Source organism: Candidatus Cybelea sp. (assembly GCA_036489315.1).
In the GTDB taxonomy this organism is placed as follows: domain Bacteria; phylum Vulcanimicrobiota; class Vulcanimicrobiia; order Vulcanimicrobiales; family Vulcanimicrobiaceae; genus Cybelea.
In genome coordinates, this window is record DASXFZ010000008.1 from 12,314 (window position 1) to 33,768 (window position 21,455).

General features: G+C 61.9%; 24 protein-coding genes. 13 read left to right on the top strand and 11 right to left on the bottom strand.

What is annotated here, in order from left to right:
- Nucleotides 1-23: 23 nt before the first annotated feature.
- From VGG51_01120 to VGG51_01135, 4 genes are all read left to right on the top strand, one after another.
- Nucleotides 24-902, top strand: coding sequence for a hypothetical protein (locus tag VGG51_01120; GenBank protein HEY1881623.1), 879 nt, complete (start codon nt 24-26; stop codon nt 900-902).
- 328 nt (nt 903-1,230) lie between these two features.
- On the top strand, nt 1,231-1,677 hold the full coding sequence (locus VGG51_01125; GenBank protein ID HEY1881624.1) for a GNAT family N-acetyltransferase: 447 nt from the start codon (nt 1,231-1,233) through the stop codon (nt 1,675-1,677).
- Between the two features lie 192 nt (nt 1,678-1,869).
- Nucleotides 1,870-5,325 (top strand): hypothetical protein, encoded by a 3,456-nt coding sequence (locus VGG51_01130; GenBank protein HEY1881625.1) that lies wholly within the window; start codon nt 1,870-1,872, stop codon nt 5,323-5,325.
- A 116-nt stretch (nt 5,326-5,441) separates the two neighbouring features.
- Nucleotides 5,442-6,587 carry a multicopper oxidase domain-containing protein gene (locus VGG51_01135; GenBank protein HEY1881626.1) on the top strand — a complete coding sequence of 382 codons (1,146 nt, stop codon included), beginning with the start codon at nt 5,442-5,444 and terminating at the stop codon, nt 6,585-6,587.
- Here the strand turns inward: VGG51_01135 and VGG51_01140 are convergent.
- Together VGG51_01140 and VGG51_01145 are read right to left on the bottom strand one after the other, a co-directional pair.
- The gene (locus VGG51_01140) at nt 6,572-6,838 is read right to left on the bottom strand and encodes a hypothetical protein (protein HEY1881627.1); all 267 of its coding nucleotides are present in this window, start codon (nt 6,836-6,838) and stop codon (nt 6,572-6,574) included. The two genes, VGG51_01135 and VGG51_01140, sit on opposite strands and share 16 nt — an antisense overlap.
- Complete coding sequence (locus VGG51_01145; protein HEY1881628.1) at nt 6,825-7,430, bottom strand: hypothetical protein; 606 nt, start codon at nt 7,428-7,430, stop codon at nt 6,825-6,827. Before VGG51_01145 ends, VGG51_01140 begins: the two co-directional genes overlap by 14 nt.
- Nucleotides 7,431-7,482: 52 nt before the next feature.
- Between VGG51_01145 and VGG51_01150 the strand changes: the two genes are divergently transcribed.
- Entirely contained in the window at nt 7,483-7,983 is a 501-nt protein-coding gene (locus VGG51_01150) for a hypothetical protein (GenBank protein ID HEY1881629.1), read from the top strand.
- On the opposite strand, the gene VGG51_01155 is transcribed toward VGG51_01150, so the two are convergent.
- Nucleotides 7,964-8,506 carry a YceI family protein gene (locus VGG51_01155; protein HEY1881630.1) on the bottom strand — a complete coding sequence of 181 codons (543 nt, stop codon included), beginning with the start codon at nt 8,504-8,506 and terminating at the stop codon, nt 7,964-7,966. The genes VGG51_01150 and VGG51_01155 overlap by 20 nt on opposite strands.
- A gap of 1 nt (nt 8,507) precedes the next feature.
- Nucleotides 8,508-9,620: a hypothetical protein gene (locus tag VGG51_01160; protein HEY1881631.1), complete on the bottom strand. Its 1,113-nt coding sequence runs from the start codon at nt 9,618-9,620 to the stop codon at nt 8,508-8,510.
- Nucleotides 9,621-9,762: 142 nt separating this feature from the next.
- Between VGG51_01160 and VGG51_01165 the strand changes: the two genes are divergently transcribed.
- The 3 genes from VGG51_01165 to VGG51_01175 all read left to right on the top strand — a co-directional run bounded on the left by VGG51_01165 (nt 9,763) and on the right by VGG51_01175 (nt 13,130).
- Nucleotides 9,763-10,119: a DMT family protein gene (locus tag VGG51_01165; protein HEY1881632.1), complete on the top strand. Its 357-nt coding sequence runs from the start codon at nt 9,763-9,765 to the stop codon at nt 10,117-10,119.
- 85 nt (nt 10,120-10,204) lie between these two features.
- Nucleotides 10,205-11,560: an alkaline phosphatase family protein gene (locus VGG51_01170; GenBank protein ID HEY1881633.1), complete on the top strand. Its 1,356-nt coding sequence runs from the start codon at nt 10,205-10,207 to the stop codon at nt 11,558-11,560.
- A gap of 13 nt (nt 11,561-11,573) precedes the next feature.
- Nucleotides 11,574-13,130, top strand: coding sequence for a hypothetical protein (locus VGG51_01175; GenBank protein ID HEY1881634.1), 1,557 nt, complete (start codon nt 11,574-11,576; stop codon nt 13,128-13,130).
- Between the two features lie 11 nt (nt 13,131-13,141).
- Here VGG51_01175 and VGG51_01180 read toward each other — a convergent pair whose 3' ends face one another.
- From VGG51_01180 to VGG51_01205, 6 genes are all read right to left on the bottom strand, one after another.
- Nucleotides 13,142-13,540 (bottom strand): 4a-hydroxytetrahydrobiopterin dehydratase, encoded by a 399-nt coding sequence (locus VGG51_01180; protein HEY1881635.1) that lies wholly within the window; start codon nt 13,538-13,540, stop codon nt 13,142-13,144.
- Nucleotides 13,541-13,553: 13 nt separating this feature from the next.
- Nucleotides 13,554-13,952 carry a CrcB family protein gene (locus VGG51_01185; GenBank protein HEY1881636.1) on the bottom strand — a complete coding sequence of 133 codons (399 nt, stop codon included), beginning with the start codon at nt 13,950-13,952 and terminating at the stop codon, nt 13,554-13,556.
- Nucleotides 13,949-14,296, bottom strand: a complete 348-nt coding sequence (locus VGG51_01190; protein HEY1881637.1) for a DUF190 domain-containing protein — start codon at nt 14,294-14,296, stop codon at nt 13,949-13,951. The genes VGG51_01185 and VGG51_01190 overlap by 4 nt, the downstream gene beginning before the upstream one ends.
- Nucleotides 14,297-14,308: 12 nt before the next feature.
- Complete coding sequence (locus VGG51_01195; GenBank protein ID HEY1881638.1) at nt 14,309-15,079, bottom strand: alpha/beta hydrolase; 771 nt, start codon at nt 15,077-15,079, stop codon at nt 14,309-14,311.
- Nucleotides 15,016-15,462, bottom strand: a complete 447-nt coding sequence (locus VGG51_01200) for a DUF5069 domain-containing protein (protein ID HEY1881639.1) — start codon at nt 15,460-15,462, stop codon at nt 15,016-15,018. Before VGG51_01200 ends, VGG51_01195 begins: the two co-directional genes overlap by 64 nt.
- A 77-nt stretch (nt 15,463-15,539) precedes the next feature.
- Complete coding sequence (locus VGG51_01205) at nt 15,540-16,778, bottom strand: alkaline phosphatase family protein (protein ID HEY1881640.1); 1,239 nt, start codon at nt 16,776-16,778, stop codon at nt 15,540-15,542.
- Nucleotides 16,779-17,015: 237 nt separating this feature from the next.
- Between VGG51_01205 and VGG51_01210 the strand changes: the two genes are divergently transcribed.
- Both VGG51_01210 and bla read left to right on the top strand, forming a co-directional pair.
- A complete protein-coding gene (locus tag VGG51_01210) occupies nt 17,016-17,810 on the top strand; it encodes a hypothetical protein (GenBank protein HEY1881641.1) in 795 nt (264 codons plus the stop codon).
- The gene (bla, locus tag VGG51_01215; GenBank protein HEY1881642.1) at nt 17,811-18,692 is read left to right on the top strand and encodes a class A beta-lactamase; all 882 of its coding nucleotides are present in this window, start codon (nt 17,811-17,813) and stop codon (nt 18,690-18,692) included.
- Here bla and VGG51_01220 read toward each other — a convergent pair.
- Nucleotides 18,682-19,269, bottom strand: coding sequence for a hypothetical protein (locus tag VGG51_01220; GenBank protein HEY1881643.1), 588 nt, complete (start codon nt 19,267-19,269; stop codon nt 18,682-18,684). The two genes, bla and VGG51_01220, sit on opposite strands and share 11 nt — an antisense overlap.
- Nucleotides 19,270-19,388: 119 nt before the next feature.
- Between VGG51_01220 and VGG51_01225 the strand changes: the two genes are divergently transcribed.
- Genes VGG51_01225 through VGG51_01235 form a run of 3 tightly spaced genes read left to right on the top strand, consistent with a single transcriptional unit; the run spans nt 19,389 to nt 21,411 of the window.
- Entirely contained in the window at nt 19,389-19,799 is a 411-nt protein-coding gene (locus VGG51_01225) for a YciI family protein (GenBank protein ID HEY1881644.1), read from the top strand.
- A complete protein-coding gene (locus tag VGG51_01230) occupies nt 19,796-20,140 on the top strand; it encodes a YciI family protein (protein HEY1881645.1) in 345 nt (114 codons plus the stop codon). The genes VGG51_01225 and VGG51_01230 overlap by 4 nt, the downstream gene beginning before the upstream one ends.
- Nucleotides 20,140-21,411: an RNA polymerase sigma factor gene (locus VGG51_01235; GenBank protein ID HEY1881646.1), complete on the top strand. Its 1,272-nt coding sequence runs from the start codon at nt 20,140-20,142 to the stop codon at nt 21,409-21,411. The genes VGG51_01230 and VGG51_01235 overlap by 1 nt, the downstream gene beginning before the upstream one ends.
- The last annotated feature ends 44 nt before the right edge of the window (nt 21,412-21,455 follow it).

Sequence of the window (21,455 nt, forward strand, 5' to 3'; positions counted from 1 at the left end):
CCGTTTTGAAAAGGTAGAAACACGTGAAGGATTTATCGCCCTTGATGCGCCTCGCTCTTGTTGTGGCGGTGGTTGTAATACTCGTGGGCTGCGGGTACAACGTTGCACCGACTTCGAGTACCTTCGGAGTTTCGGGTGCGGCGCTGGAGCCCGGACGTAATAACGCCGGCGATACATACAAAATCTACGTCGTGAGCCTCTTTACCAAATTTAGAACGTTTAACCCAGAAGGAGAGCGGATAGGTAGAACGTTCAATACAAGGCTTGCATCCGGAGTGACGGTCGACAAGCGTGGAAAGATTTACGTCACGATCTCGGCGCCTAACGGGCAAGGATTTCTGAGTACATTCACACCACATGGAAGACCGACTTCGCCCAGCTTAAACAACCTGTTCAGACCCACCGGTGTTGCGGTTGATGCGAACGGGAAGATCTACATCGCAAGCGAAGACGGCGTGACCACCTACACGCCCGACGGAAAGCCGACGAATCCTACGATCCCGGTTGCTGCCCGGGCGGTCGCGGTCGACAAGAACGGTAAAATCTACGTCGCGACTCAGGGCGGCATCGGCACCTACACGCCCGACGGAAAGCCGACGAAACCTACGATCCCAGGCTCTGCCGTTGCCGTTGCCGTAGACAAGAACGGCAAGATCTACGTCGCGGGGGGCAGTGTGAGGACCTATACCCCCAATGGAAAGCAGACCACTCCGACGATTACCGCCGGGCTGGACGATCCTGTCAGTATAGCCGTAGACCCGAATGGAAAGATCTTTGTCGTGAACTTTGGTACCTACCTCGGCGGTCCTTTTTCGGTGACTAGCTATACGGCCAATGGAGAGCAGACTACTCCAACACTTTCAAACGGCCTCACCGATCCGGTCGGCATTGCTATCCACTAAATCGGTCGCTATCGGCTGACCGCTGCAGCGCCGTTACCGTTAGGGTCGGGCTGAGAGCCAAAGCAACGTCGTTCCCGGCGCACCGATCCGTGGCTGCGATTCTCCGCATCCCGTCAGCGTTGCCGTGGCTACGAAGCCGCTCAGCGCACCTGCGTGAAGGCCACGGCGCCCGGTATTCCTTTGGTTTAGCTTGAGTGAACCTCGGCAGGCTTCGCGCGGCGTTGCGGCAGCATTTTCAGCTCGTTTTCAGAGATGCTGTGCGGTCCTCGGGGCGGATGGGCGGGGCAGACGCAGGGCAAACGAAAGCGAACCCTTGAAGGGAGCACGAATGACCCCGGAATTCAGCAGTAATGCAGGATGCACTTTTGATCTGCTCTCCCCAACGGACGCTCAATGCCTTAGCGAAAGAATCGTTGAGTTCAACTCGTCGCGGGTTCCATTTACGCAGCCGGCGCCTTTCACGCCTATTGCTTACGGCTTTAAGAACGATCGCGGAGATGTGCTGGGCGGAATTACGGCGACCGTGTACTGCTGGCGAGTCTTATGCATCGATGTATTGTGGGTGAACGAAGAGTATCGAGGAAAGGGGTTGGGTTCCAAGCTTTTGGAGGCGGTGGAAAACGAAGCGAGACGGATGGGCTGCGCATTGGCTCACCTCGACACGTTCGACTTTCAAGCGAAGCGTTTTTATTTGAAGCACGGATACGAAATCTTTGGTGAGTTAGGCGACTGCCCGCCCGGCCATAAGAGATTCTTTTTCAAGAAAGTCATCTGAAGCGACGCTTCGGTGCGCTTCCGTTAACGGTTTCTTCAGGCATTCGGCGCTAGCGCGTTTAGGTCAAAAGGACCTTGAACGCACCCTGCACGCAGAGTAGGCTGCCAGTACGGGACCCTGACGTCAGTCAGCGGTCAACAAGAATTCGGCAGTATACCAACTTTTTTGTAGGCTTAGCCAGAGGAGGCTGACGTGGCGCACGTCATCTATAACGGAAACGGTTCGGACGGCGGTCAGGTCCCCGTCGATTCTAACACCTACGCTGCGGGCAACAACGTCAACGTTGCCGGTAACGATTCAACCACTGCTCCACACGAGCAAAACGATTCCAATAACAACCCCGAGAACATCGTCACCGGCAATCTCTCGCGGAGCGGCGCCGTGTTTCTCTATTGGAACACGGCGCCGGACGGCAGCGGGACGAACCACGGGTCGCCGGCCGACTCGAAGTTCAATTTTCCAAATCAGACGACGGATCTGACGCTCTATGCGGTCTGGGGCGTGACGACCGGTCTCACAAATGGCGGAGTCACAACACACTACGCATTCTTTTACGACGAGAACCTCGGCGGCCCCGGCGGCATCGAACCCGCGCGCACCAACTCGGTGATCGGCGTCTGCGAATCCGACTTCGCTTGGCTGCAGGCGCAGTTCGCCGGCGTGGACATCACGAAGGCGATGACGCTGCCGATCCCGACCCACGTCACTGCCGTCGGCGGCGGCGCGAGTTGGGGTCCGCCGCTCACGCTCAAGCCCGGCAGCGGCGACGCAAACTCCATTCGCCCGCTTATCGTGGCTGAGGTCTCCGAGATGTTGATGTTGGCTCAGCACAAGGGCTGGGGTTTTTCCAGCGGCGTCGGCGACGAGGAGAGCTGTGGCGAGGGCCTGTCGCTCTTCTTAACGGTGCAGTTCCAGCTCTCCCACGGGCTGAGCGGGCTCTTCAATACCGGCAGTCCGGTAAGCTGGCTCGACAGCTCGCTCCCTTCCGGAAACCCTGCTTCCACCGAGTTCGACGGAACGACGCATTACGGAGCGCGCAAGGACTACGTCAACTCCACCTTGCCGTTTCCCGGCAACGGCCCGGGTACCGGATGCTCGTTGCTTTTTATCTACTACCTCTTCCATCAGCTCGGATTCTCGATCCCAAGCATCATTGCCGCCGCACCAGGTCTCGACTCGAGCGGCAACCCGATCGACGGAGCGTGCCTGCGCGGAGTCTATCAAAACCTAACCGGCGACGCGTCCGATCCATTTCCGTACTTCGCAAGCGTATTAGCCGCAGCGTTTCCGCCGGATCAGGCCGCCTCCATTCCCGGGCCGAACACCGACGATCCGTGGCCCCTTGGGGTACTGAGTTTCGTCGGCTCGAAGAACACGTGGGGACAAGACGAGATCCTCGACATCATCAATCACGGAGGAGCCTACCCCGACGGGCTCTACATGGCGCTGGACGGTTTCAGCCGTAACATCGTCGGTGCAACGCTGCCGTCAGCCCCATCGATCGCATTCGGCGGCACCACCGCAGCGCGTTCGACCCAGCTTCCGAACATTTACTTCCAGAGCAGCAATCCCAAGGTCCCGCAACAGATCGTCTTCGCCTATGACGTCAAGTTCGCAAAACCGCTCGGCACCTTCCCATCGAGCGGCGAGACGCCGGCGGCGGTTACGTCGTCGATCACCGTACTCGGCAAGTCGCTCTCGGCGTCGACCGAGTTCTTTTTCCTGGCCGGCGCGGACCCGTACTTCACGAACGTCATTGCGGACCCGTCGGACCCGACAAAGCTCACGGTGCCTTGGCTCAGCGAAGACCTGCGCGTCTTCACCGCCACGCCGGGCGCGTCACAGTTTCCCGTACCCGGCGGGCCGAAGTTTGTCGAAAACAGTGCCGGTCTGGGCGATTTCGATGTCGATGGTGCGTATACGTACGTTCAAGCGCTCTTGCAGCACCTCAATCAGAACTACGGCGATCCCGGCGGCGTCGATCCGTTCTTGCCCGGCAGCAACGTCATCCCACAGCAACAGGGCGAGTTCACCGGCGACTCGTCGGTAACGCCGTTCTCCTTCGCGAACTTTGCCTTTCACAACAACTACAGCTTCGCGATCGCCCGAGTCCGCCTGAAAGGATCGCAAGGTTCGGGGGGCGCGGCGGCCGGCGTTAAGGTGTTCTTCCGGCTCTGGGGGACGCAGACCGCCGACACGCAGTGGGACCCCTCGTCGACCTATCTGAGCAACAACGACGGGAGCGGCGACCCGCTCTGGCCGCTGGCGCCCTCCGACAATCACACGATCCCGTTCTTTGCGACGAGCGCGCAGCCGAATTTTGCCGCGTCGAACGATCCCGAGTTCAAAACCGGCGGTTTCACGAATACTGGAGCCAACAACCTAACGATCACGATCGAGCAAAGCGATGCTCAGTGGGCGTACTTCGGGTGCTTCCTCAACGTCAACGACGCCAACGCCAAGGTTAACAATGTGCCGATCCCTGACGCGCTCCCCGGGACCCATCACTGTTTGGTAGCCCAGATCGCGTACAACAACGCGCCGATCCGAACGGTGGGCAGCAGCGTGCCGACTCCGGAGAGCAGCGATCAGTTGGCCCAGCGCAACCTTCAGGTCACGACCTCGGATAACCCGGGGCCGGCCGACGCGCACCGCGTACCGCAGACCTTCGATGTAAGGCCAAGCGGCGCGCCGCCCACGAGCGGACCGCTGGCCGGGCGGCCAGACGAACTCATGATCGTGTGGGGCGACGTTCCACCCGGTTCCACCGCGCGCATCTACTGGCCGCAAGTCTCGAGCGCCGAGGTGATTGCGCTCGCCTCTTGGATGTACGGCGTGCACCCCCTGGCCGCCGCCGATCCGCACACGATCGAAGTCAAGACCTTCAACGGTGCGACGTACGTACCGGTACCGCAAGGAACGGGCCCGGGATTCGCCGGGCTGTTTACGATCGATCTGCCGCAAACGGTGAAGACCGGTCAGGAATTCAATATCGTCGTGCGGCGTATCGGTAAACGTTTGCGTCGCGCCGCGCCGCCTCCACCTCCGCAGGAGCCTAAAATCGCCCTCGCCCGGCGAAAAGCGGCCGGCCGTAACATCGACCTCCCGGAGCAGATCGTGCCGCAAGCGCAGAGTTTGCAGCGCGATGTCTATCGAGAAAGCCTGGAGTACGAACGCTACATTGTCGGCTCATTTCAAGTGAAGATCCCCGTCTCCACCAGCGAGAAGATGCTGCCGGCTGAGGAGACAACGCTGGCCATCCTCAAGGCGCGGCTCGAGGCCATGCCCAAAACGGATCGCTGGTATCCGGTCCTGCTCCGCTACATCGGCCAGATCAGCCAGCGCGTACAAGGGCTGGGCGGCGACCCGCACAGCATCCCGCCGTCGCTTGGTGGTTACCGTCCCGATCAGCCGTCGGGCAGCCAAACCTGTGAAGAGTTCACCGGCAAGGTCTGCGAGGTTGAGTTCAACTGCTTCGGTGATTTCGTCGGCTTCGTGCTCAAGGATTGCTGCGAACGCCGCGTCTTCGAATGCCGCGAGCGAGACCTCGGCGAGCTGGTTCTCCGCGCGCTCAAGGAGCGGCTTAGCGTAACGGTTGCCGTCGCCGGCAAGGAGCGCAAACTTGTGCGCCTGATCGTTACGAGATAAGCGGGCGTTGCCGAAAAAACGCCAAATGAGGCTGGGCTGCCCGCGCTTCTTTTCAGAGTTATGAAGGAAGCGCGGGCCCGTTTGCGCACTCTCCTACCTACGGAGGGTTTGGAGCCATGCGCACTCTTTGTGTCAGCGTCTTCTTTTTGTTAGTCGTACTGGTGGGCAGTACGAGCGTCGAACGCGCCGTCGGTCAGGTGCGAACCTACTACATTGCCGCCGACGAGGTGACGTGGAACTACGCGCCGGCCGGCATCGACGAGGTTACCGGCAAGCCGCTCGACGCGATGGAGCGCCCGTACGCGGTGCAAGACTCGCACCACATCGGCAGCAGCTACCGCAAGGCGATCTATCGGGAATATACCGACGCCACGTTCACGACGCAAAAGCAGCGTCCGGCCGGCGATGCGTATCTCGGCTTTGTCGGGCCGATCATCCACGCCGAAGTCGGCGACACGATTCACGTCGTCTTCAAGAACAACGCCTCGCGCCCGTACAGCATTCACCCGCACGGCGTCTTCTACGAGAAGAACGCTGAAGGCATGGCATACAACGACGGCAGCTCGTCGACCGACAAAATGAGCGGCGCGGTCGCGCCGGGCCGGACGTACACCTACGTGTGGCAGGTTCCCGAACGCGCCGGGCCCGGTCCCAACGACCCGAGTTCAATCGTTTGGCTCTACCACTCGCACGTCAACGAGCAGAAGGACGTCGATAGCGGTTTAGTCGGTGCGATCGTCGTGACCGCGCGCGGCATGGCCAAACCGGACGGCACGCCCAAGGACGTCGATCGCGAAGTCGTAGCGGTCTACCACATCGTCAACGAAAATCAGAGCTGGTACTTCATGAATAACGTCGCGACGTACACGCCGAAACTAAAGAAACCGCAGCGAGCCGAGTCGATCCCGCTCGACTCCAACGGGGCCTTCACCCTCAACGGCAGCGGCTTCGTCGACGGCAACTTCAAGTTTTCGATCAACGGCTACATCTATGCAAACGGCCCGAAGATCACGATGAAGCAGGGCGAGCGCGTGCGCTGGTACGTGGTCGACATCGGCAACGGCTTCGATTTCCACACGCCGCACTGGCACGGCAACACCGTGCTATGGAATAAGCAGAGAACCGACGTGCTCGCGTTGATGCCCGCGCAGATGCTGACCGTCGACATGGTTCCCGACGATCCCGGGACCTGGCTCTTCCACTGTCACGTCGCCGACCACATGGACGGCGGCATGAGCGCCTTCTATCAGGTAATTCCGTAAGTCGGCGGCTCGACGGCTTCGCGCGTCAGACGCACGAGTTCGGAGGCGAGTCTCTCGAGCGCATCCGGACGAGGCCGCGGCACTTTCTTTTCGCGGCAGGTTAGGACGACGAGCATTCGCGCATCGGGCATGCTGATCGGACGTTTGCGGCGAGCGTAGGCCGTCGCGATCTCGCGCAAAGGCATCCAGACGCTTTCGGCGAGCGTTGTCAACGCGCCAAAACGCGGCTGACGGCGCTTAAAGCGGCGCATTGAACGCATAGTTCTTGAAGGCCGCATCGGCCGAAAGCGAGAGGTGTGGTTCATCGATATCGGCGGTGAGCGTCTGCGGCAGCAGAAACCCGTTTACCATCGCCGGCGTGATCTTCATGTGAATGCGTGTCCCGTTCGTGTAGTTGGCCTCTATCGTGCGCGTGCAGGCCTGTGGGCCTAGTCCCACAGTCGCGTCTTGCAGGGTTGGGTCGTCGATTGCGTGCAGCGAGTACATCGTCATGCCGTCGTGGGTTCCGGCGACTGCGTAGGTATAGTGTTGCGGCCATAAGAGCGGATCGATCATCGAAAGATCCATGCCGCTCGGTGGTTTAGGAATGAACCAAGGCGTCTTCGTAAAGGAGACCTTATAACTTTGCCCAGGGGTGTACTCGCCGGTTCCTGACATGTTAAAACGCAGCCACGGAAAATGGTGCATGCGCATGGCGACGTCCATGTCGAAGGTATAACCGGGCGGTACGTTCTCCGGCTCGAGCGCGATCGGCGCCGGCGTTGCCGCAGCCGCCCGCGCACAAGGGCACAGGAGTCCGGCAAGAGCAAGTCCTGCGGAGAACTTCCGAGCCGCCCAACTCATACCAGCGAGTGTACCCCCCAAGGATTAAAATTCCACAAACGAACGGAGCCTCATGCCAACAACGAGAGTGCCGCTGCCGACTCTGCTTTCGTACGCGCTGGTCGCCTTTACGATCGAGTTCGATAACGAGGCGGAGCGCCGCGCTGCTCACCGCAGCTCGCGGCATGGCGGCAACCGCAAGAGCCCCTGGCTCGTCTCGCTGGCGATGTATTCCAACTGTATGCGCTTGGTCGACCAGCAGGGGATATCCGCCGCCGACCTCGTCCGCGGCGCACGCACGGCCCCGCATCTTTCGGGAATGCAGCGCTGGGGTTACCTCGTCGTCGATCCCGCTACGAAGCACGTTCGCGCAACGTCGGCCGGGATGCGGGCCCGTGCCGTTTGGAAGCCGCTCTTTGCAACCGTCGAAGCGCGCTGGGCGCAGCGCTTCGGTCAAGAGCTGCTTGGCGAACTTCGCAGGGCGTTGGTCGACGCGATAGCCCAGCTCGAAATCCCTCGACTCCGGGCCCTTTTGGCGCGGCTTCGATTCATCGCTATTTCACAACGATGTTGAGCGTAACGTCGGCGCTGTTGCCGATCGTCGGATCGAGTTGCGTGCGCGCCATGCCAAACGCGTGGCGGTCGATCTCCCCTTCCGCGCGGTATGCGGGTTGCGCCGCCGTTCCGGTCGCCGTGACGTTGAGTTGTTCGGGTTGAGTGACGCCGTGGATCGTCAGGTTGCCGTCCATCTCGAACGTCGTCAGCGTCTTGGGCACGATGCGGGTGCTGACGAACGTCCAGTTCGGAAACTTCGACGAGTCGAAGAAATCCGGCGACATCAGCGAGCGGTCGCGATCGGGCGCGTCGGTTTTGATGCGAGTCGCATCGAGCACCGCGGTCGCGCTCACGGGGATGATTGAGCCGGTGTCGAGCGTAACGCTGCCGCGCAGGATCGGCACCGTGCCCACGACCCGCTCGACCCAGATGTGCGCGACGCTGAACTGCGCGCTCGACTTGGCCGTATCGATCTCGCGACCCACCGGGGCCGCGCCAACGAGAGCCGCCGAGAGAAGAAGCGCGCAAAGATAGTTTCTCATCTCAATATGCCACCGTGAACTGAATATTCATAGTATTGCTGGTACTCGGCGAGGTCGAAAGCACGTCTTCGATCGTCAAGCGCGTGTTCTCCGTCGGTCCGTATCCAGCGAGGATCACGCCGTCGCGCGTAAAGCCGTTGGTCGGATCGTTCGTTCCCTCGTACCGCGCCTCGAGGAAGAGCCGGTCGTTAAACGCGTAGCGCAGTTGTTCGAACCCACCGCTCATGTGGCATCCTCCGACGAGCGTGCCGACGGTGGGCGGATCGGTTGCGCAGTTCGAGTCGTTGCCCTCGATCAGCACGGCTTCGCTCGAGAAGCGCGTCCATTGTCCGTACGTAAAGCCGAACAGCGTGCGATTGAAACGATCAAACGGCCCCAACGGCGTGGGGCGCAGACCGTCATAGTTCAGGACGCTCAGCGTAAACGGGCCCATCGCGTCCTGAAGGTACACTTCTGTATCGGTGCCCGTTGGCGCGAGCCCGCTCTGCCGGTCGTAACCCGGCCCCGCGAAGAGCTGCAGATTTAGGCCGTGCAGCGCGTCGCCGACGGAGACCCTCGCGCCCAGCTTCGTATCGAAGAAGGTGAACGGATTCGGGCCCACGGTCTGCTCGTACGGCGTATAACTTTGATATGTGTCGCGAAAAGTCTCCGGATCGACGGGCAGCGGCAGCGTGAACTGTCCGCCTTGTACGAGCACCGGAATCTTTGCGTTCCAGGGATTGGCGCGATCGCTGATCCACGCGTCGCGCAGCAGCCCGGGTTCGCCGCCGTCGACGAGGTACTGCTCGACGAAATAGTTCGCGCGCGAGCCGATCGTCGCCGACGAAAACGCCTCGACCTCGTCGACGATCGCCTTCGGCAGGCCGGCGCCGTCGGGGCCCTCGCCCTGGTTCTCGCTCGAGTCGACGAAGTTCACTTTCAGCGAAAGCGGGATCGCCCGGCCCGACGAGACGCCGGGAAAGCGCTCGCCATTGGCTAGAAACGCCGCGCCGAACTCGTTGAGATGCGGAAGGACGCTATGGCACTTTTCGCACGTCACGCCGTACTGGTGCGCAAAGAGCGGTATGGCTTCTGCGGCGGACGGAAAGCCCGCGATCAGCGCGGGTATAAGCAAGGCAACCGGCCACTTAAGCATGCCTCACTTGATACTTAGGCAAACCTAAATCACCTGCTGGCCCTTCCTAAATCCTCTGCTTGGGTGGCCTAAGAGCGCGGACCGCCTTTTAGGCGGCGGCCTCTCCGGGAACCAAGCGCCCATGCCTGCATTCCTTGCCCGGTATCCCGTTATCGCGACCGTGATCTTGTTGACGTTCTCGAATCTCTTCATGACCATCGCCTGGTACGGGCACTTGAAGAACACGAAAAGCCCGCTCGTTCTCGCGATTGCAGCGAGCTGGGGTATTGCATTGCTCGAATACTGCTTTCAGGTTCCGGCGAATCGAATCGGTTACGGCGCCCTGACGCTGACTCAGTTGAAGATACTGCAGGAGGTAGTCACGCTGATCGTCTTTACCGTCTTCGCGATCGTCGTTTTCGGCCAGATCCCGAAGTGGAACTACGCCGTCAGCTACCTGTTCATCATCGGCGCAGTATACTTCGCGTTTAAGGGCTAGCTTGGCCGCGCGGCTCTTTTTTGCGCGACGGGCGCGCCCGGCAAAGCAAGAGGAGGCTCCCCCTAGGGCGGCATAGTGCGAGTCAATGAATCGTCTTTATTCAGCACGCCTTGCGGTGCTGCTGGCGTTCACATTCCCGCTCGCGGCATGCTCGGGCGGCCTCCCGTACATGCAAAACGGCAACCCGCTGCACCACCTCACCGGAACAGGTGCCGGCAAGATTACCCACGTCGTCTACATCGTGCAAGAGAACCGCAGCTTCGACGACCTGTTCCACGGTTATCCGGGTGCCGATACCGTCGACAGCGGCGCCATCTCCACCGGTGAGAAGATCAAGCTGCGCCCGGTGCCGCTGAGCGATCAGTACGTGATCGACCACTCGGCCGACGCGATGTTCGCCGCCTGCAACGCGCCCAAGGGCGAACTGCCGGGCACGCACTGCCGGATGAATGGCTTCAACAACGAAGAGAGTTTCGGCGGTCCATTTCTTTACCCGGAGTACGCCTACGTGCCTCGCAGAGACTCGCAGCCCTACTTCGATATGGCGCACGAAGGCGTTTTGGCCGACCGGATGTTCCAATCGCAGCTTGATGAGAGCTTCGTCGCGCACCAGTACATCATCGCCGCGCAGGCCGCCTGGAGCGTCGACCTGCCCTACAGCAAGTGGGGCTGCGGCGGCGGCCGTTATAACAAGGTTGCGACGATCACGATCGATCGCAACCCCAACGGGACGCCGCAGCCGCCCTGTTTCGAATATCAGACGCTCGGCGACGAGCTCGATGCTGCGCACCTCTCGTGGCGCTTCTACGCGAGCAGTTACGGCAGTGAGTCGAGCGGAAGCGGCGGAGTCTGGTCGAGTTATCAGGCCGTCGCACACATCTATCGCGGCCCCGATTGGAAGAAGAACGTCATCTCCCCGAACTGGAAATTCCTCACCGACGTTCGCGCCGGCAAGCTCGCGAACTTTACCTGGATAACGCCGGTCTGCGACGACTCCGACCACGTAAACTGCCCCGGCGGCTACGGGCCGTCGTGGGTCGCAGCGTTGGTGAACGCCGTCGGTCAGAGTAAATTCTGGAACTCTACCGCGATCTTCATTCAGTGGGACGACTGGGGCGGCTTGTACGATCACGTCGCGCCCGCCCACCTCGATCGCGACAGTTTGGGCTTTCGTGTTCCGCTGATCGTGATGTCGCCGTACGCCAAACAGGGCTTCGTGTCGCACGTGCCCTACGAAACCGCGAGCGTCTTGCGCTTCGCCGAGGATCTTTACGGCCTTGGGCAGCTCGCTCCGGCCGATCGGCGCGCAGCCTCTCCGGCCGCCGACTGCTTTGATTTCAACGCCAGCCCGCGCAAATTCGTGAAGATTGCGGCGCCATTGCCGCCGAAGTTCTTCATGGATCGGTCGGGCGACACCGATTTCGCACCCGATTACGAATAAGAATGGAGGTCCCGTGCTTCGCTACTTCAGGAACTCTGCGTCTCTCTTAGCCGCGGCGACGCTCGCCGCCGCCGCGTCCGGGTGCTCCGGCAGCCAATCGATGCTGCCCGGCGCAGGGACGCAATTGCTCGGCGCGCTCGGCGCGAGCCGCTCGGCGCAGTTCGCGTTGGTCAGGAGTCAGCCGCCGGCGCCGATGATGATCGGCTTTTTGATGACCGACGGTTCGGTTCTCACTCAAGATATCTATGGCAGCAACTGGTATCGCTACGCACCCGATTCGAAGGGCAGCTATACCGACGGAACCTGGTCGCAGCTCGCGTCGCTGCAAGCCGGGTACGGGCCTTCGGCGTACGCCTCGCAGGTGCTCGCCGACGGCCGCCTGATGATCAGCGGCGGCGAATACAACAATCCGAGCAACGGGTATCCGCTGCAGTTGACCGATCTCGGTGCGGTCTACGACCCGGTGAAGAACACCTGGACGCCGCTGGGCCATCCGCACCGCTGGCAGTGGATCGGCGACTCACCTTCGACCATTTTGCCCGATGGGCGCGTCATGATGGGCGACAAGCTTCATCACTGGGATGCGTTCCTCGATCCCAAGACGCTGAAGTGGTCGCAGGCCAGCGACGCCGGCAAGGCCGACTTCAACTCCGAGGAAGGCTGGACGCTTTTGCCCGACGGGACGATCCTCACCGCCGACGTGAAGAACGCTCCGCACTCTGAGATCTACAATCCGGCGACCGGCCATTGGAGGAGTGCCGGCTCGACGGTCGTCGATCTGCGCTCTCCGGGCGAGCCGGGCTGTGTGAAGTACGGGCCGAAGCCAAAAGACTGCTATCGCCCGCCGGGCGAGATCGGTCCGGCGATTCTGCGCCCCGACGGCACCGTCTTCGCAACCGGCGCGGGTACGGGACCGAGCGGCTACGGCACCGGGCACACCGCAATTTACGGCACAAAGAACGGTACGTGGGCCGCAGGCCCTGATTTTCCCAACAACGACAACGCCGGCGATTCGTACGCGATGCTCGAGCCCAGCGGAAACGTTTTGGTGTTGAGCATCCACTACATTCTCTACGAGTACAATGGTAAGAGCTTTGCGCAGGTCGGCACCGCCGCGGGGCCGCCCGTGCTGTTGCCGACGGGACAGGTGCTGATGCTCGGCTCGAGCGGAGTCGTGCTCTACACCCCCAAGGGCAAGCCGCAAGCCGGCTGGGCGCCCACGATCTCAAACGCGCCCGCCAGCATCACGCCCGGCAAAACGTATAAGATCACGGGAACGCAGTTTAATGGCCTCTCGCAAGCAGTTGCGTTCGGCGACGAAGAGCAGAACGCGACCGGTTATCCGCTGGTGCGCATAACAAATGACGGCAGCGGCAAGATCTACTATGCTCGCACGCACGACCACAGCACGATGGGCGTCGCGACCGGGTCGAAGAGAGTCTGGACCTACTTCGACGTGCCGAAGAAGATCGCGAGCGGGAAGAGCACGCTCGTGGTCGTCGCCAACGGCATTGCCTCGAAACCGGTCAGCGTTACCGTGGGGGCCGAGGCTCGGCGAAAAGCGCTATAGCCTCGCACCGGCTACACGCCCCAGGTTTCCCCCGAACCCGCTTCGGTGGTGCCGGGGCGTGTGAGCCGGTCGCACTTCGCGGCGAAAATAAAGTCGCTCTCGGTCAAGCCGCCGATCTTGTGCGTCCACACTTCGACGCCCAGGCGCCCCCACGCCACCCGCAGATCGGGATGGTGCTGTTGCTCTTCGGCCATCTCGCCGACGCGCACCGCCGCGGCCATCGCTTCGGCAAAGTCCTTGAAACGGTAGGTTCGCGTCAGGACCTTCACGCGTAGATGCTTGGGATCGTCGCGCTCGACGACCTGCCACCCCGCGTCGATCTGGGCGAGAAGCGGCGCAATCTGCGCATCGTCCAAGGGTGGAACTCCACCTCGGCACGGCACACAAACCTTCGCAGCAAGTTCGGTCATACGATCCTCCGCTTCATGCTGGGCGACTCACCAGGCGTGCGGCGACGATGCCCAAGTAGCATGCCAGTACGCCGAGGATGACGCTGCCGAGCGCGTACGCGAGGCTCAGGCGCCACTCGCGTTCGCTGCCGAGCGTCAACGCCTCGTACGCGAAGCTCGAGAACGTCGTGTAGCCGCCGAGCAATCCCGCCGTTAACGCGACGCCGAGCAGCGGATGGAACCCGAGCGCGCGCGTCTGAACGAGCACGGCGACGACACCGATACAAAACGATCCGCTGACGTTAATGAAGAGCGTGCCGAGCGGAAATCCCGGACCGAAGCGCGCGAGGAAGAAGAGTCCGACGGCATAGCGGCAGATCCCGCCGAGTCCCGCACCGAGGCCGACCGCAAGAAAAGGAAGGATGCCTCTCATCGCCTCTTCGGCTCGCCCGCGCGATAGGCGATAATCTCGACGGTTTCCAGCGTAACCAGCCCCTCTTTGACCATCTCGTCCAGCGTCGGCAGAAAAGCGGCGATGTGCTCCTGCGTATCGACGATTTCGACGAGCACCGGCAGGTCCGAGGAGAAATCGATAACGCGCGCCGCGTGCACGACCGAGTGACCGCCGTACCCTTCGATTCCCTTGAAGACGGTTGCGCCGCCCATTCCCGCTTTGCGCGCCGCTTCGACGATCGCGGTGTAGAGCGGCTGATAGCCCCACCGGTCGCTCTCGCCAACGAAGATACGCAGCAGCTTCCCGGTGCCCTCACTCTTCACTCGGACAAGCTCCTAGAGTCTCCGAATGACGGCGGCGATCTCCTGTGCGATCGCCTCGGGCCGCTCTATGATTGCGTAGTGGCCGCAATTGCGCAGAAGCACGAACCGCGCGTTCGGAAGTAGCGCTGCGACTTTTCGTTCGTATATCTCCGGAGTATCGTGCTCGGGCGCGATGACGACGGCGGGCGCCGAAATCTTTTGTGTCTCTTCGGCAAAATCGGCGTTCGTCCACGACTCAAAGCTCTCGAGCGCGGCGTCAGGGTCGCCGCGCTCCGCGGCTTCGCAGAGGCGTTCGAACTCATCGGCTTCGGGCGTGTTGTGAAACGTGCGCGTCAGCCACTTGCGCGCGGCTTCACGATCCCGGACGGTTGCGCGAAGATGATTCGCGCCCTTCTCGGAGAAGCCGGCGCCGCTTGCTGGAACGGGCGCGACGAGTACCAGCGCCGCAACGAGCTCCGGCGCGTCGATTGCTAAACGCATCGCAACCATCGCACCCATCGAATGTCCCACGACGACGACGGGGCCGGGATCTTCAAGCCGCTCAACGATCTCGCGCAAGTCGGCGGCGAATCGTTCGACGGTAAACGGCCCAGGAATATCACGCAGCTCGCCGCTGCCGCGCAAGTCTACGTCGACGGCGCGTGCGTCGGGCCCGAGGGCGGCGATAACGCCGCCCCAGACCGAGCGATCGGCTTGCCAGCCGTGGACGAATAAAACGGTCAGTTCAGGCTCGTAGCGACGGGTACCGGACGGCCTTCGTCCAGGTCGAGCACGTCGAACCACGTGACGATCTCTTTTCGCCCCGGCGCAACTTGCTCGCGCAGGTTGTCGAAGTACTCCGCCGAGTGCGAACCTGGCTCGGGATGCCAATGCATCCGGTCGTTGTTGAATCGTTCGATCTCTTGGGCGGTCTTTTTTGAGAGGAACTGCGCCTGCACCCAATCCGCGATCGCGTCGTCGGTTTGTAGCTCCTTGACTTTGCTCGCGAACTCGGGCCCGGTCGTTCCCAGAAACTCAAAGAGCGGCTTGTCGTGCGGGCAGTCGTAATCGTAGTCGCCGAGGTGCCCCTCGTTATAGGCCTTGGCCTTGTCGATGACGCGCTTGAGCGAGACGAGCCCGATCAGCCTGTCCTTGGCGCTGCGCGGCTTTTCAATTGTTAAGTCCATGTTCTCCTCATACCAGGGTGTGTATGGCTCTAATCCACTCGGCCTGCCGCCGGGTTGCGAAAGCTGCCGCTGGGCTGCTATTCGTAGTCCGGGGCTTGCCCGTCGTCGCCTTGATTCAGGAAGAACTTGAGCCCCTTGGGCGATCTGATCGGCACGAACTTGCGTGGCGCTTGAGTAAAATCGAGCGTGTCGGCGGCGGGCGAGTGGGCGCGCCGGTCGGCGGCGGCGAGCGATGGCAATCCAAAGAGGTCCTCGGCGAACTTCAGCACGCCGGCCGTCTCGTATTGGACGTGCGAGACGTAGTCGTGCTTCGCGTAGGGCGAGATCACCATCAGCGGAACGCGGAATCCGAGGCTGTCGTAGTCGCGATAAGGCGGAGGCACCGGATCGTAAAGGCCGCCCCAATCGTCCCACTGGACGAAAATGACCGTTGAGTTCCAGAACTTGCTCTCGCCCACGGCGTTGACGACGGTTGCAACCCACGACGGGCCATATCCGCCGCCGCAGGCAACGTGGTCGGAATCCGGACAGAGCGGCGTAATCCAGCTAAACGCCGCGAGCTTCCCACTGCCGACGTCGGTGAGAAAGCGCTTCTGCGGCGTGATAACGTCTTTCTTCCAGTCCGGGCCGTTGTAGATGTGGTCGATGGCCTGGTAGCCCGACCACAGGCCGCTCGTCGGATAGTTGAACGTGCTCGTGTAGAAGCGCCACGAAAGCCCCGCATTGTCGAGTTCATCGCCGAGCGTCGTGTAATTGAAGCACGGCGTTTGCACGGGACCCATCCCGCGCTTGCGGGTGATCGTCTGCACCTTGTCGCCCGGTCCGCCGGGGCATCCCCACGGACCGGCGGGAATATTAACGCTCGATTTCGCCTGCGCCGCGATGATGTATTGGTGCGCCACGAAACTCTCGTCTAGCTGGGAAGCGAACATCCGGTCCGCCAGCACCCATTCGTGCGCCATGTCGAAGTACGGCTTCGACTCGTTGTGGTCGATGTAGACGTACTGCGGATTCGCGGGCGCGCCGTACGACGCAACCTCGCGATCGAAGCCGTTCATTCTGCAGTGGGTTCCGGGAAGGTCGCCGGCCGGCGCGTTGCACGCCTCGAACATTGCTCCGGCCGAGTGATCGATGTCGTACAGCCTCTTGAGGCTTATCGGTTGGAGCACGACGGTCTTGCCGCGCGAGTTCTTTCCGCGCGAAACGGTATACGCGTTCGGAAACCCCTCGAACATTCCATTGAAGCTGCGGTTCTCTTGTATGACGTAGACGACGTGCTCGATCTTGCCGGCGCCGGTGCCTGCAAGTGCGCGCATGGCCGTATCGCCCCGCATGTACGGTGGCGAAGCGGACGTACCGAGAGAACATGCCGCGAGCGCGGCAACAAATACAAGCGCGAAAAAAGGTTTCATTATAGCGTCATCCTGAGCTCGAGCCGCGTCATCCTGAGCATGTCGAAGGGTTGTCGAAGGATTGTCGAAGGACAACGTAAACCCTGTCGGCGTTGTCGGCCTAAGAGTCATCCCAGAGTACAGCAACTGAGGTATACGAGTGTGATTGCATTACAACTGCGTCCGGCGCTTCGCCGCGCGGGCACGGTGATCGCCATTGCCGCCGTCGCGGCCTGCGGAGGGAGAGCCCACCAGGCGCCGCCGGCTTCCTTGCCGACCGTCTCCCAGGTCCAGCAGCGTTTCGTCGACGCGATCGGCGGCCCGGCGGCGATCCTGCAGCCCCGATCGATGACGATCCGCGGCACGAACACGATCTATGCAGCGCATGGCAGGCAAATCCACGCCGGGATCGTGCTCTATCTCGCCGACTTCAAACGTCTCGAGATCGTCACGGTCCCCCGCCTCGGCCGGTATCTCTCGGGTTACGACGGCAAGATCGCCTGGTCGATCGGTGCGCACTCGGCCCCGCAGGTAATTCGCGGTCATAACGCAGTCTCGATCCGGCGCGATGCCGACATGTACTATTTCGCCCACATACCGAAGTACTTCAAGTCGATGAAGGTCGTCGGCGTCGAATCGTTTGCCGGCCGTTCCTGTTACCGCGTTCGCGGCATTACCCTCTGGGGAAACGAGAACAATCAGTACTACGACGTGAAGAGCGGCCTGCTCACCGGGTACCGCTTTCATCAGTGGGTGGACGGTACTCCCGAGATCGCCGAATCCCGCCAGGTCTTTGAGCGCTATCGTCGTTTCGGAAAGCTCTCGCTCGCAACCCGCGAAACCGATTTTAAAGACGACAAGCTCGTCGGCGTCGGCCGGATTACGTCGGTAACGTACGACAACGTGAATCCGCACGTATTCACGCCGCCGGCCGCGGTCCGCGCGTTGGCTCGCTAAGTGCGGCGCATTTCATTCCTGCGCGCTTCCGGGGGCGCGCTCGCGGCACTGACGAACGCAACGCTGCCGCAGCTCGCCGCGGCGCAGAACAACGACGAACCGCCGTTCGCGCAGCTGGAGCAACGGTATGGCGGTCGACTTGGGGTCTCGGCGATCGATACCCAAACGGGCCGCGCCGCAGCCTATCGCGAGAACGAGCGCTTTCCGATGTGCAGCACGTTTAAGTTCTTCCTCGTCGCCGACGTGCTTTCGCACGTCGAAGCCGGAACGATAAAAACCGGCCAGTGGGTGCGCTACGGCCCCAGCGATCTGCTCGGATACGCGCCGGTAACCCGCGCTCACGTCGCCCAGGGCGGCATGACCGTAGATGCGCTCTGCGCAGCGGCAATCGAGCTCAGCGACAACACCGCCGCAAATCTCTTGCTCTCGCTCGTCGGTGGACCGGCCGGGGCTACCGCCTACGTGCGCGGCCTCGGCGACGAGGTTACGCGGCTGGATCGCCGCGAGCCCGATCTCAACAGCGCGATTCCCGGCGACCCGCGCGATACCACGTCGCCGCTTGCGATGCGCGGGCTGATGAACGCCATCTTATTCGGTGCGTCGCTGAACGTAACGAGTGTCAGCCAGCTCGTCGGGTGGATGCTCAAGTGCCAAACCGGCCTCGACCGCTTGCGGGCGGGGCTGCCGAAATCGTGGAAGATCGGCGACAAGAGCGGCAATGGCCGTAACGAAGCGACCAACGATATCGCGGTCGCGTGGCCACCGCGGCTTAAACCCCTGTTGATTACGACGTACTACGTCGGTTCGAAGGCCTCCTCAGAAGAGCTTACGGCGGTCTTTCGAAGCGTCGCCGAGTACATCGCACGCGCTCTCACGACGTAGCCGAGCACGATCGTACCGATCGTGGCTTGATCGCTTGGTCGGAGAGACGCTTCGTCCAGCAATCCCCCAGCAGCGAGCAATAGCAGAGCGCGATGTTGACGCGATGAAAGTTTGCCAGGATGGGGCCCGTGAGGAACTTTCCCTCGACCCGCAGGAGCTCGAGCTTTTGACCCGCCGGCAAGACGTCACCGGGCTGGATCGTGCTCGCGGTCATATCGTTGTTGCCGTGTTCGTGAAATTTGTGTTCGGCGGCCGCGGCTTCGTCGCGTTCGGGCTGGAGAGCGCGGCCGACGGCCGGGACGACGTTTGGTCCCGACCGCTGGTCGATGACTTTGCCGTCCCGCGTCACGGTCGCGGTGATGATGAGCGCTGGACCGATGCCCGGATTGTCGACGTCCAGCTCAAAGAACTTCCCGGTGGAGCTCGAGGTGATGAAGGTTAGATAAGGCCAAACGGTCGCGCTGAACTGCTTGCGGATCACGTAGGTCTGGTAGGCCGACGAGGCGGCTGCCACGCCGCTGATCAGGAGGGCTCCCAGCGCTACGAGAAGGTCGAAACGGAATCGCTTTTCGTCCACGGCGGCAACCTTCGGGCCGCCCGCCCGGGGTGCCCGCAAAAAAATGCGCACCCATGTCGAAACGGAAGCCCTCCGTTCGACGCATAGGTAAGTAGCAAATCCACCAAAGGAGATTTTCAATGAGATTCGTGGTCCTAGTGAAGGCAAGCAAAGACAGCGAGGCGGGCGTCCTTCCGTCGGCCGAGCTCCTCAACGAGATGGGCAAGTTCAACGAGCAGCTGGTCAAAGACGGCGTGATGCTCGCCGGCGAGGGCCTGAGGCCCTCATCGGAAGGCAAGCGGCTGCGCTTCGACGGCGGGCGGACGACGGTCATCGACGGGCCATTCGCCGAAACGAAGGAGCTGGTCGCCGGCTTCTGGATCGTTCAGGGTAAGTCGAAGGAAGAGATCGTCGAGCGCTTCACGCACGCACCGTTCTCCAACGGCGAGAGCCTCGAGATCCGGCCGTTCTACGAACTCGAGGACTTCGGTGAGAACATCACCCCCGAGATCGCCGCGCGTCAAGAGCGCCTTGCGGAGCAAATGAAGTGAAGGTCCTCTCGATCGTTACCATCGACCGCACCAACGGTCACCCGCATAACGACCCCACGCTTCCGCAGCGCATGGGCACGCTGATCCAAGAGATGCGCACGAAAGGGGCGCTGGTCGACACCGGCGGACGCGACACCGATATGCTCGAGCTCTCGATCGCGCGCAAGAACGGCCAAACGAGCGTCACCGATGGGCCGTTTGCCGAATCGAAGGAAGTCGTCGGCGGCTTCGCTCTCATGGACGTAAAGGATCGCGATGACGCGATCGCCTGGACGAAGCGCTTCCTCGGCGTCCTCGGCACCGGGACGTGCTACCTTCACGAGGTTTCGCCGACGCCATAGTGAGCAGCGGCGACCCTCGCGGCACGCTCGCGGCTATTTGGCGGATCGAATCGCCAAAGCTGATCGCGAGCCTCTCGCGGATGCTGCGCGACGTCGGACGAGCGGAAGATCTGGCGCAGGATGCCTTCGTTGCGGCGCTCTCGCAGTGGCCCGGCGAAGGCATCCCGCGCAATCCGGGCGCGTGGCTGATGACCACCGCGAAACGCCGTGCGATCGATCAGATTCGCCGTGACAAAACGCTGCACGTCGACTCCGATGCCACCTCGAGCCCCTCCGGTGTCACCCTGAGCTTGTCGAAGGGTGCAGTGGAACCCGACTTCGCCGACTCCTACGAGGAAATCGATGATGACATGCTGCGTTTGATGTTCGTCGCCTGCCATCCGGTGGTTTCGAAGGAAGCGCACGTCGCGCTGACGCTCAAATTGGTCGGCGGCTTGACGACTGCCGAGATCGCGCGTGCCTTTCTCGTTCCCGAACCCACGATCGCACAGCGCATAGTACGCGCGAAGCGCACGCTTTTTGAAGCGCGCGTTCCCTTCGAGGTACCCTCCGGACCCGAACGATTGGTGCGCCTGGCGTCGATTCTTGAAACGATCTATCTAATTTTCAACGAAGGCTATGCCGCCACGGCGGGGGACGACGTCTTGCGTCCAGAGCTCGTCGAAGATGCCCTTCGGCTCGGGCGCATGCTCGCGGCGCTGGTGCCGAACGAAAGCGAAGTGTTGGGACTCGTCGCGCTGATGGAGATACAAGCCTCGCGCATGGGCGCTCGCGTCGGGCCTTCCGGCGAGCCCATTCTCTTGCTCGACCAAGATCGCAGCCGCTGGAATCGGCTGCTGATTAGCCGCGGCCGCAACGCGCTTGCCAAAGCTCAGGAACTTGGCACGTCGCTTGGACCGTACGCGTTGCAATCGGCGATCGCGGCCTGCCATGCTCGTGCCGCCACACCCGAGGAAACGGATTGGGAGCGCATTGCGGCTCTCTACGATGCGTTAGGCCAGCTGACGCCGACGCCGGTCGTCGAGCTCAACCGCGCGGTCGCCGTAGGTATGGCATTCGGCCCGCAAGCCGGCCTCGAAATCGCCAACGCGCTTCTCGATCAGCCGTCGCTGCGCAACTACCATCTGCTGCCGGCCGTTCGCGCCGATCTGCTCTTCAAACTGGGGCGATTGAGCGAAGCACGTTCGGAATTCGAGCGCGCCGCCGCACTCGCGCGCAACTCGCGCGACCGCACGCTGCTCCTAGCTCGCGCCTCTGAGTGTCACCCTTAGCGGAGCTAACGCGTGTCCCACTTAGCGGAGATAACGCGTGCCCT

Coding starts and splice junctions, on each gene's coding strand:
- VGG51_01125 (HEY1881624.1), top strand. CDS start 1,231: ATGACCCCGGAATTCAGCAGTAATGCAGGATGCACTTTTGATCTGCTC.
- VGG51_01135 (HEY1881626.1), top strand. CDS start 5,442: ATGCGCACTCTTTGTGTCAGCGTCTTCTTTTTGTTAGTCGTACTGGTG.
- VGG51_01140 (HEY1881627.1), bottom strand. CDS start 6,838: ATGCGCCGCTTTAAGCGCCGTCAGCCGCGTTTTGGCGCGTTGACAACG.
- VGG51_01145 (HEY1881628.1), bottom strand. CDS start 7,430: ATGAGTTGGGCGGCTCGGAAGTTCTCCGCAGGACTTGCTCTTGCCGGA.
- VGG51_01150 (HEY1881629.1), top strand. CDS start 7,483: ATGCCAACAACGAGAGTGCCGCTGCCGACTCTGCTTTCGTACGCGCTG.
- VGG51_01155 (HEY1881630.1), bottom strand. CDS start 8,506: ATGAGAAACTATCTTTGCGCGCTTCTTCTCTCGGCGGCTCTCGTTGGC.
- VGG51_01165 (HEY1881632.1), top strand. CDS start 9,763: ATGCCTGCATTCCTTGCCCGGTATCCCGTTATCGCGACCGTGATCTTG.
- VGG51_01170 (HEY1881633.1), top strand. CDS start 10,205: ATGAATCGTCTTTATTCAGCACGCCTTGCGGTGCTGCTGGCGTTCACA.
- VGG51_01180 (HEY1881635.1), bottom strand. CDS start 13,540: ATGACCGAACTTGCTGCGAAGGTTTGTGTGCCGTGCCGAGGTGGAGTT.
- VGG51_01185 (HEY1881636.1), bottom strand. CDS start 13,952: ATGAGAGGCATCCTTCCTTTTCTTGCGGTCGGCCTCGGTGCGGGACTC.
- VGG51_01200 (HEY1881639.1), bottom strand. CDS start 15,462: ATGGACTTAACAATTGAAAAGCCGCGCAGCGCCAAGGACAGGCTGATC.
- VGG51_01205 (HEY1881640.1), bottom strand. CDS start 16,778: ATGCGCGCACTTGCAGGCACCGGCGCCGGCAAGATCGAGCACGTCGTC.
- VGG51_01225 (HEY1881644.1), top strand. CDS start 19,389: ATGAGATTCGTGGTCCTAGTGAAGGCAAGCAAAGACAGCGAGGCGGGC.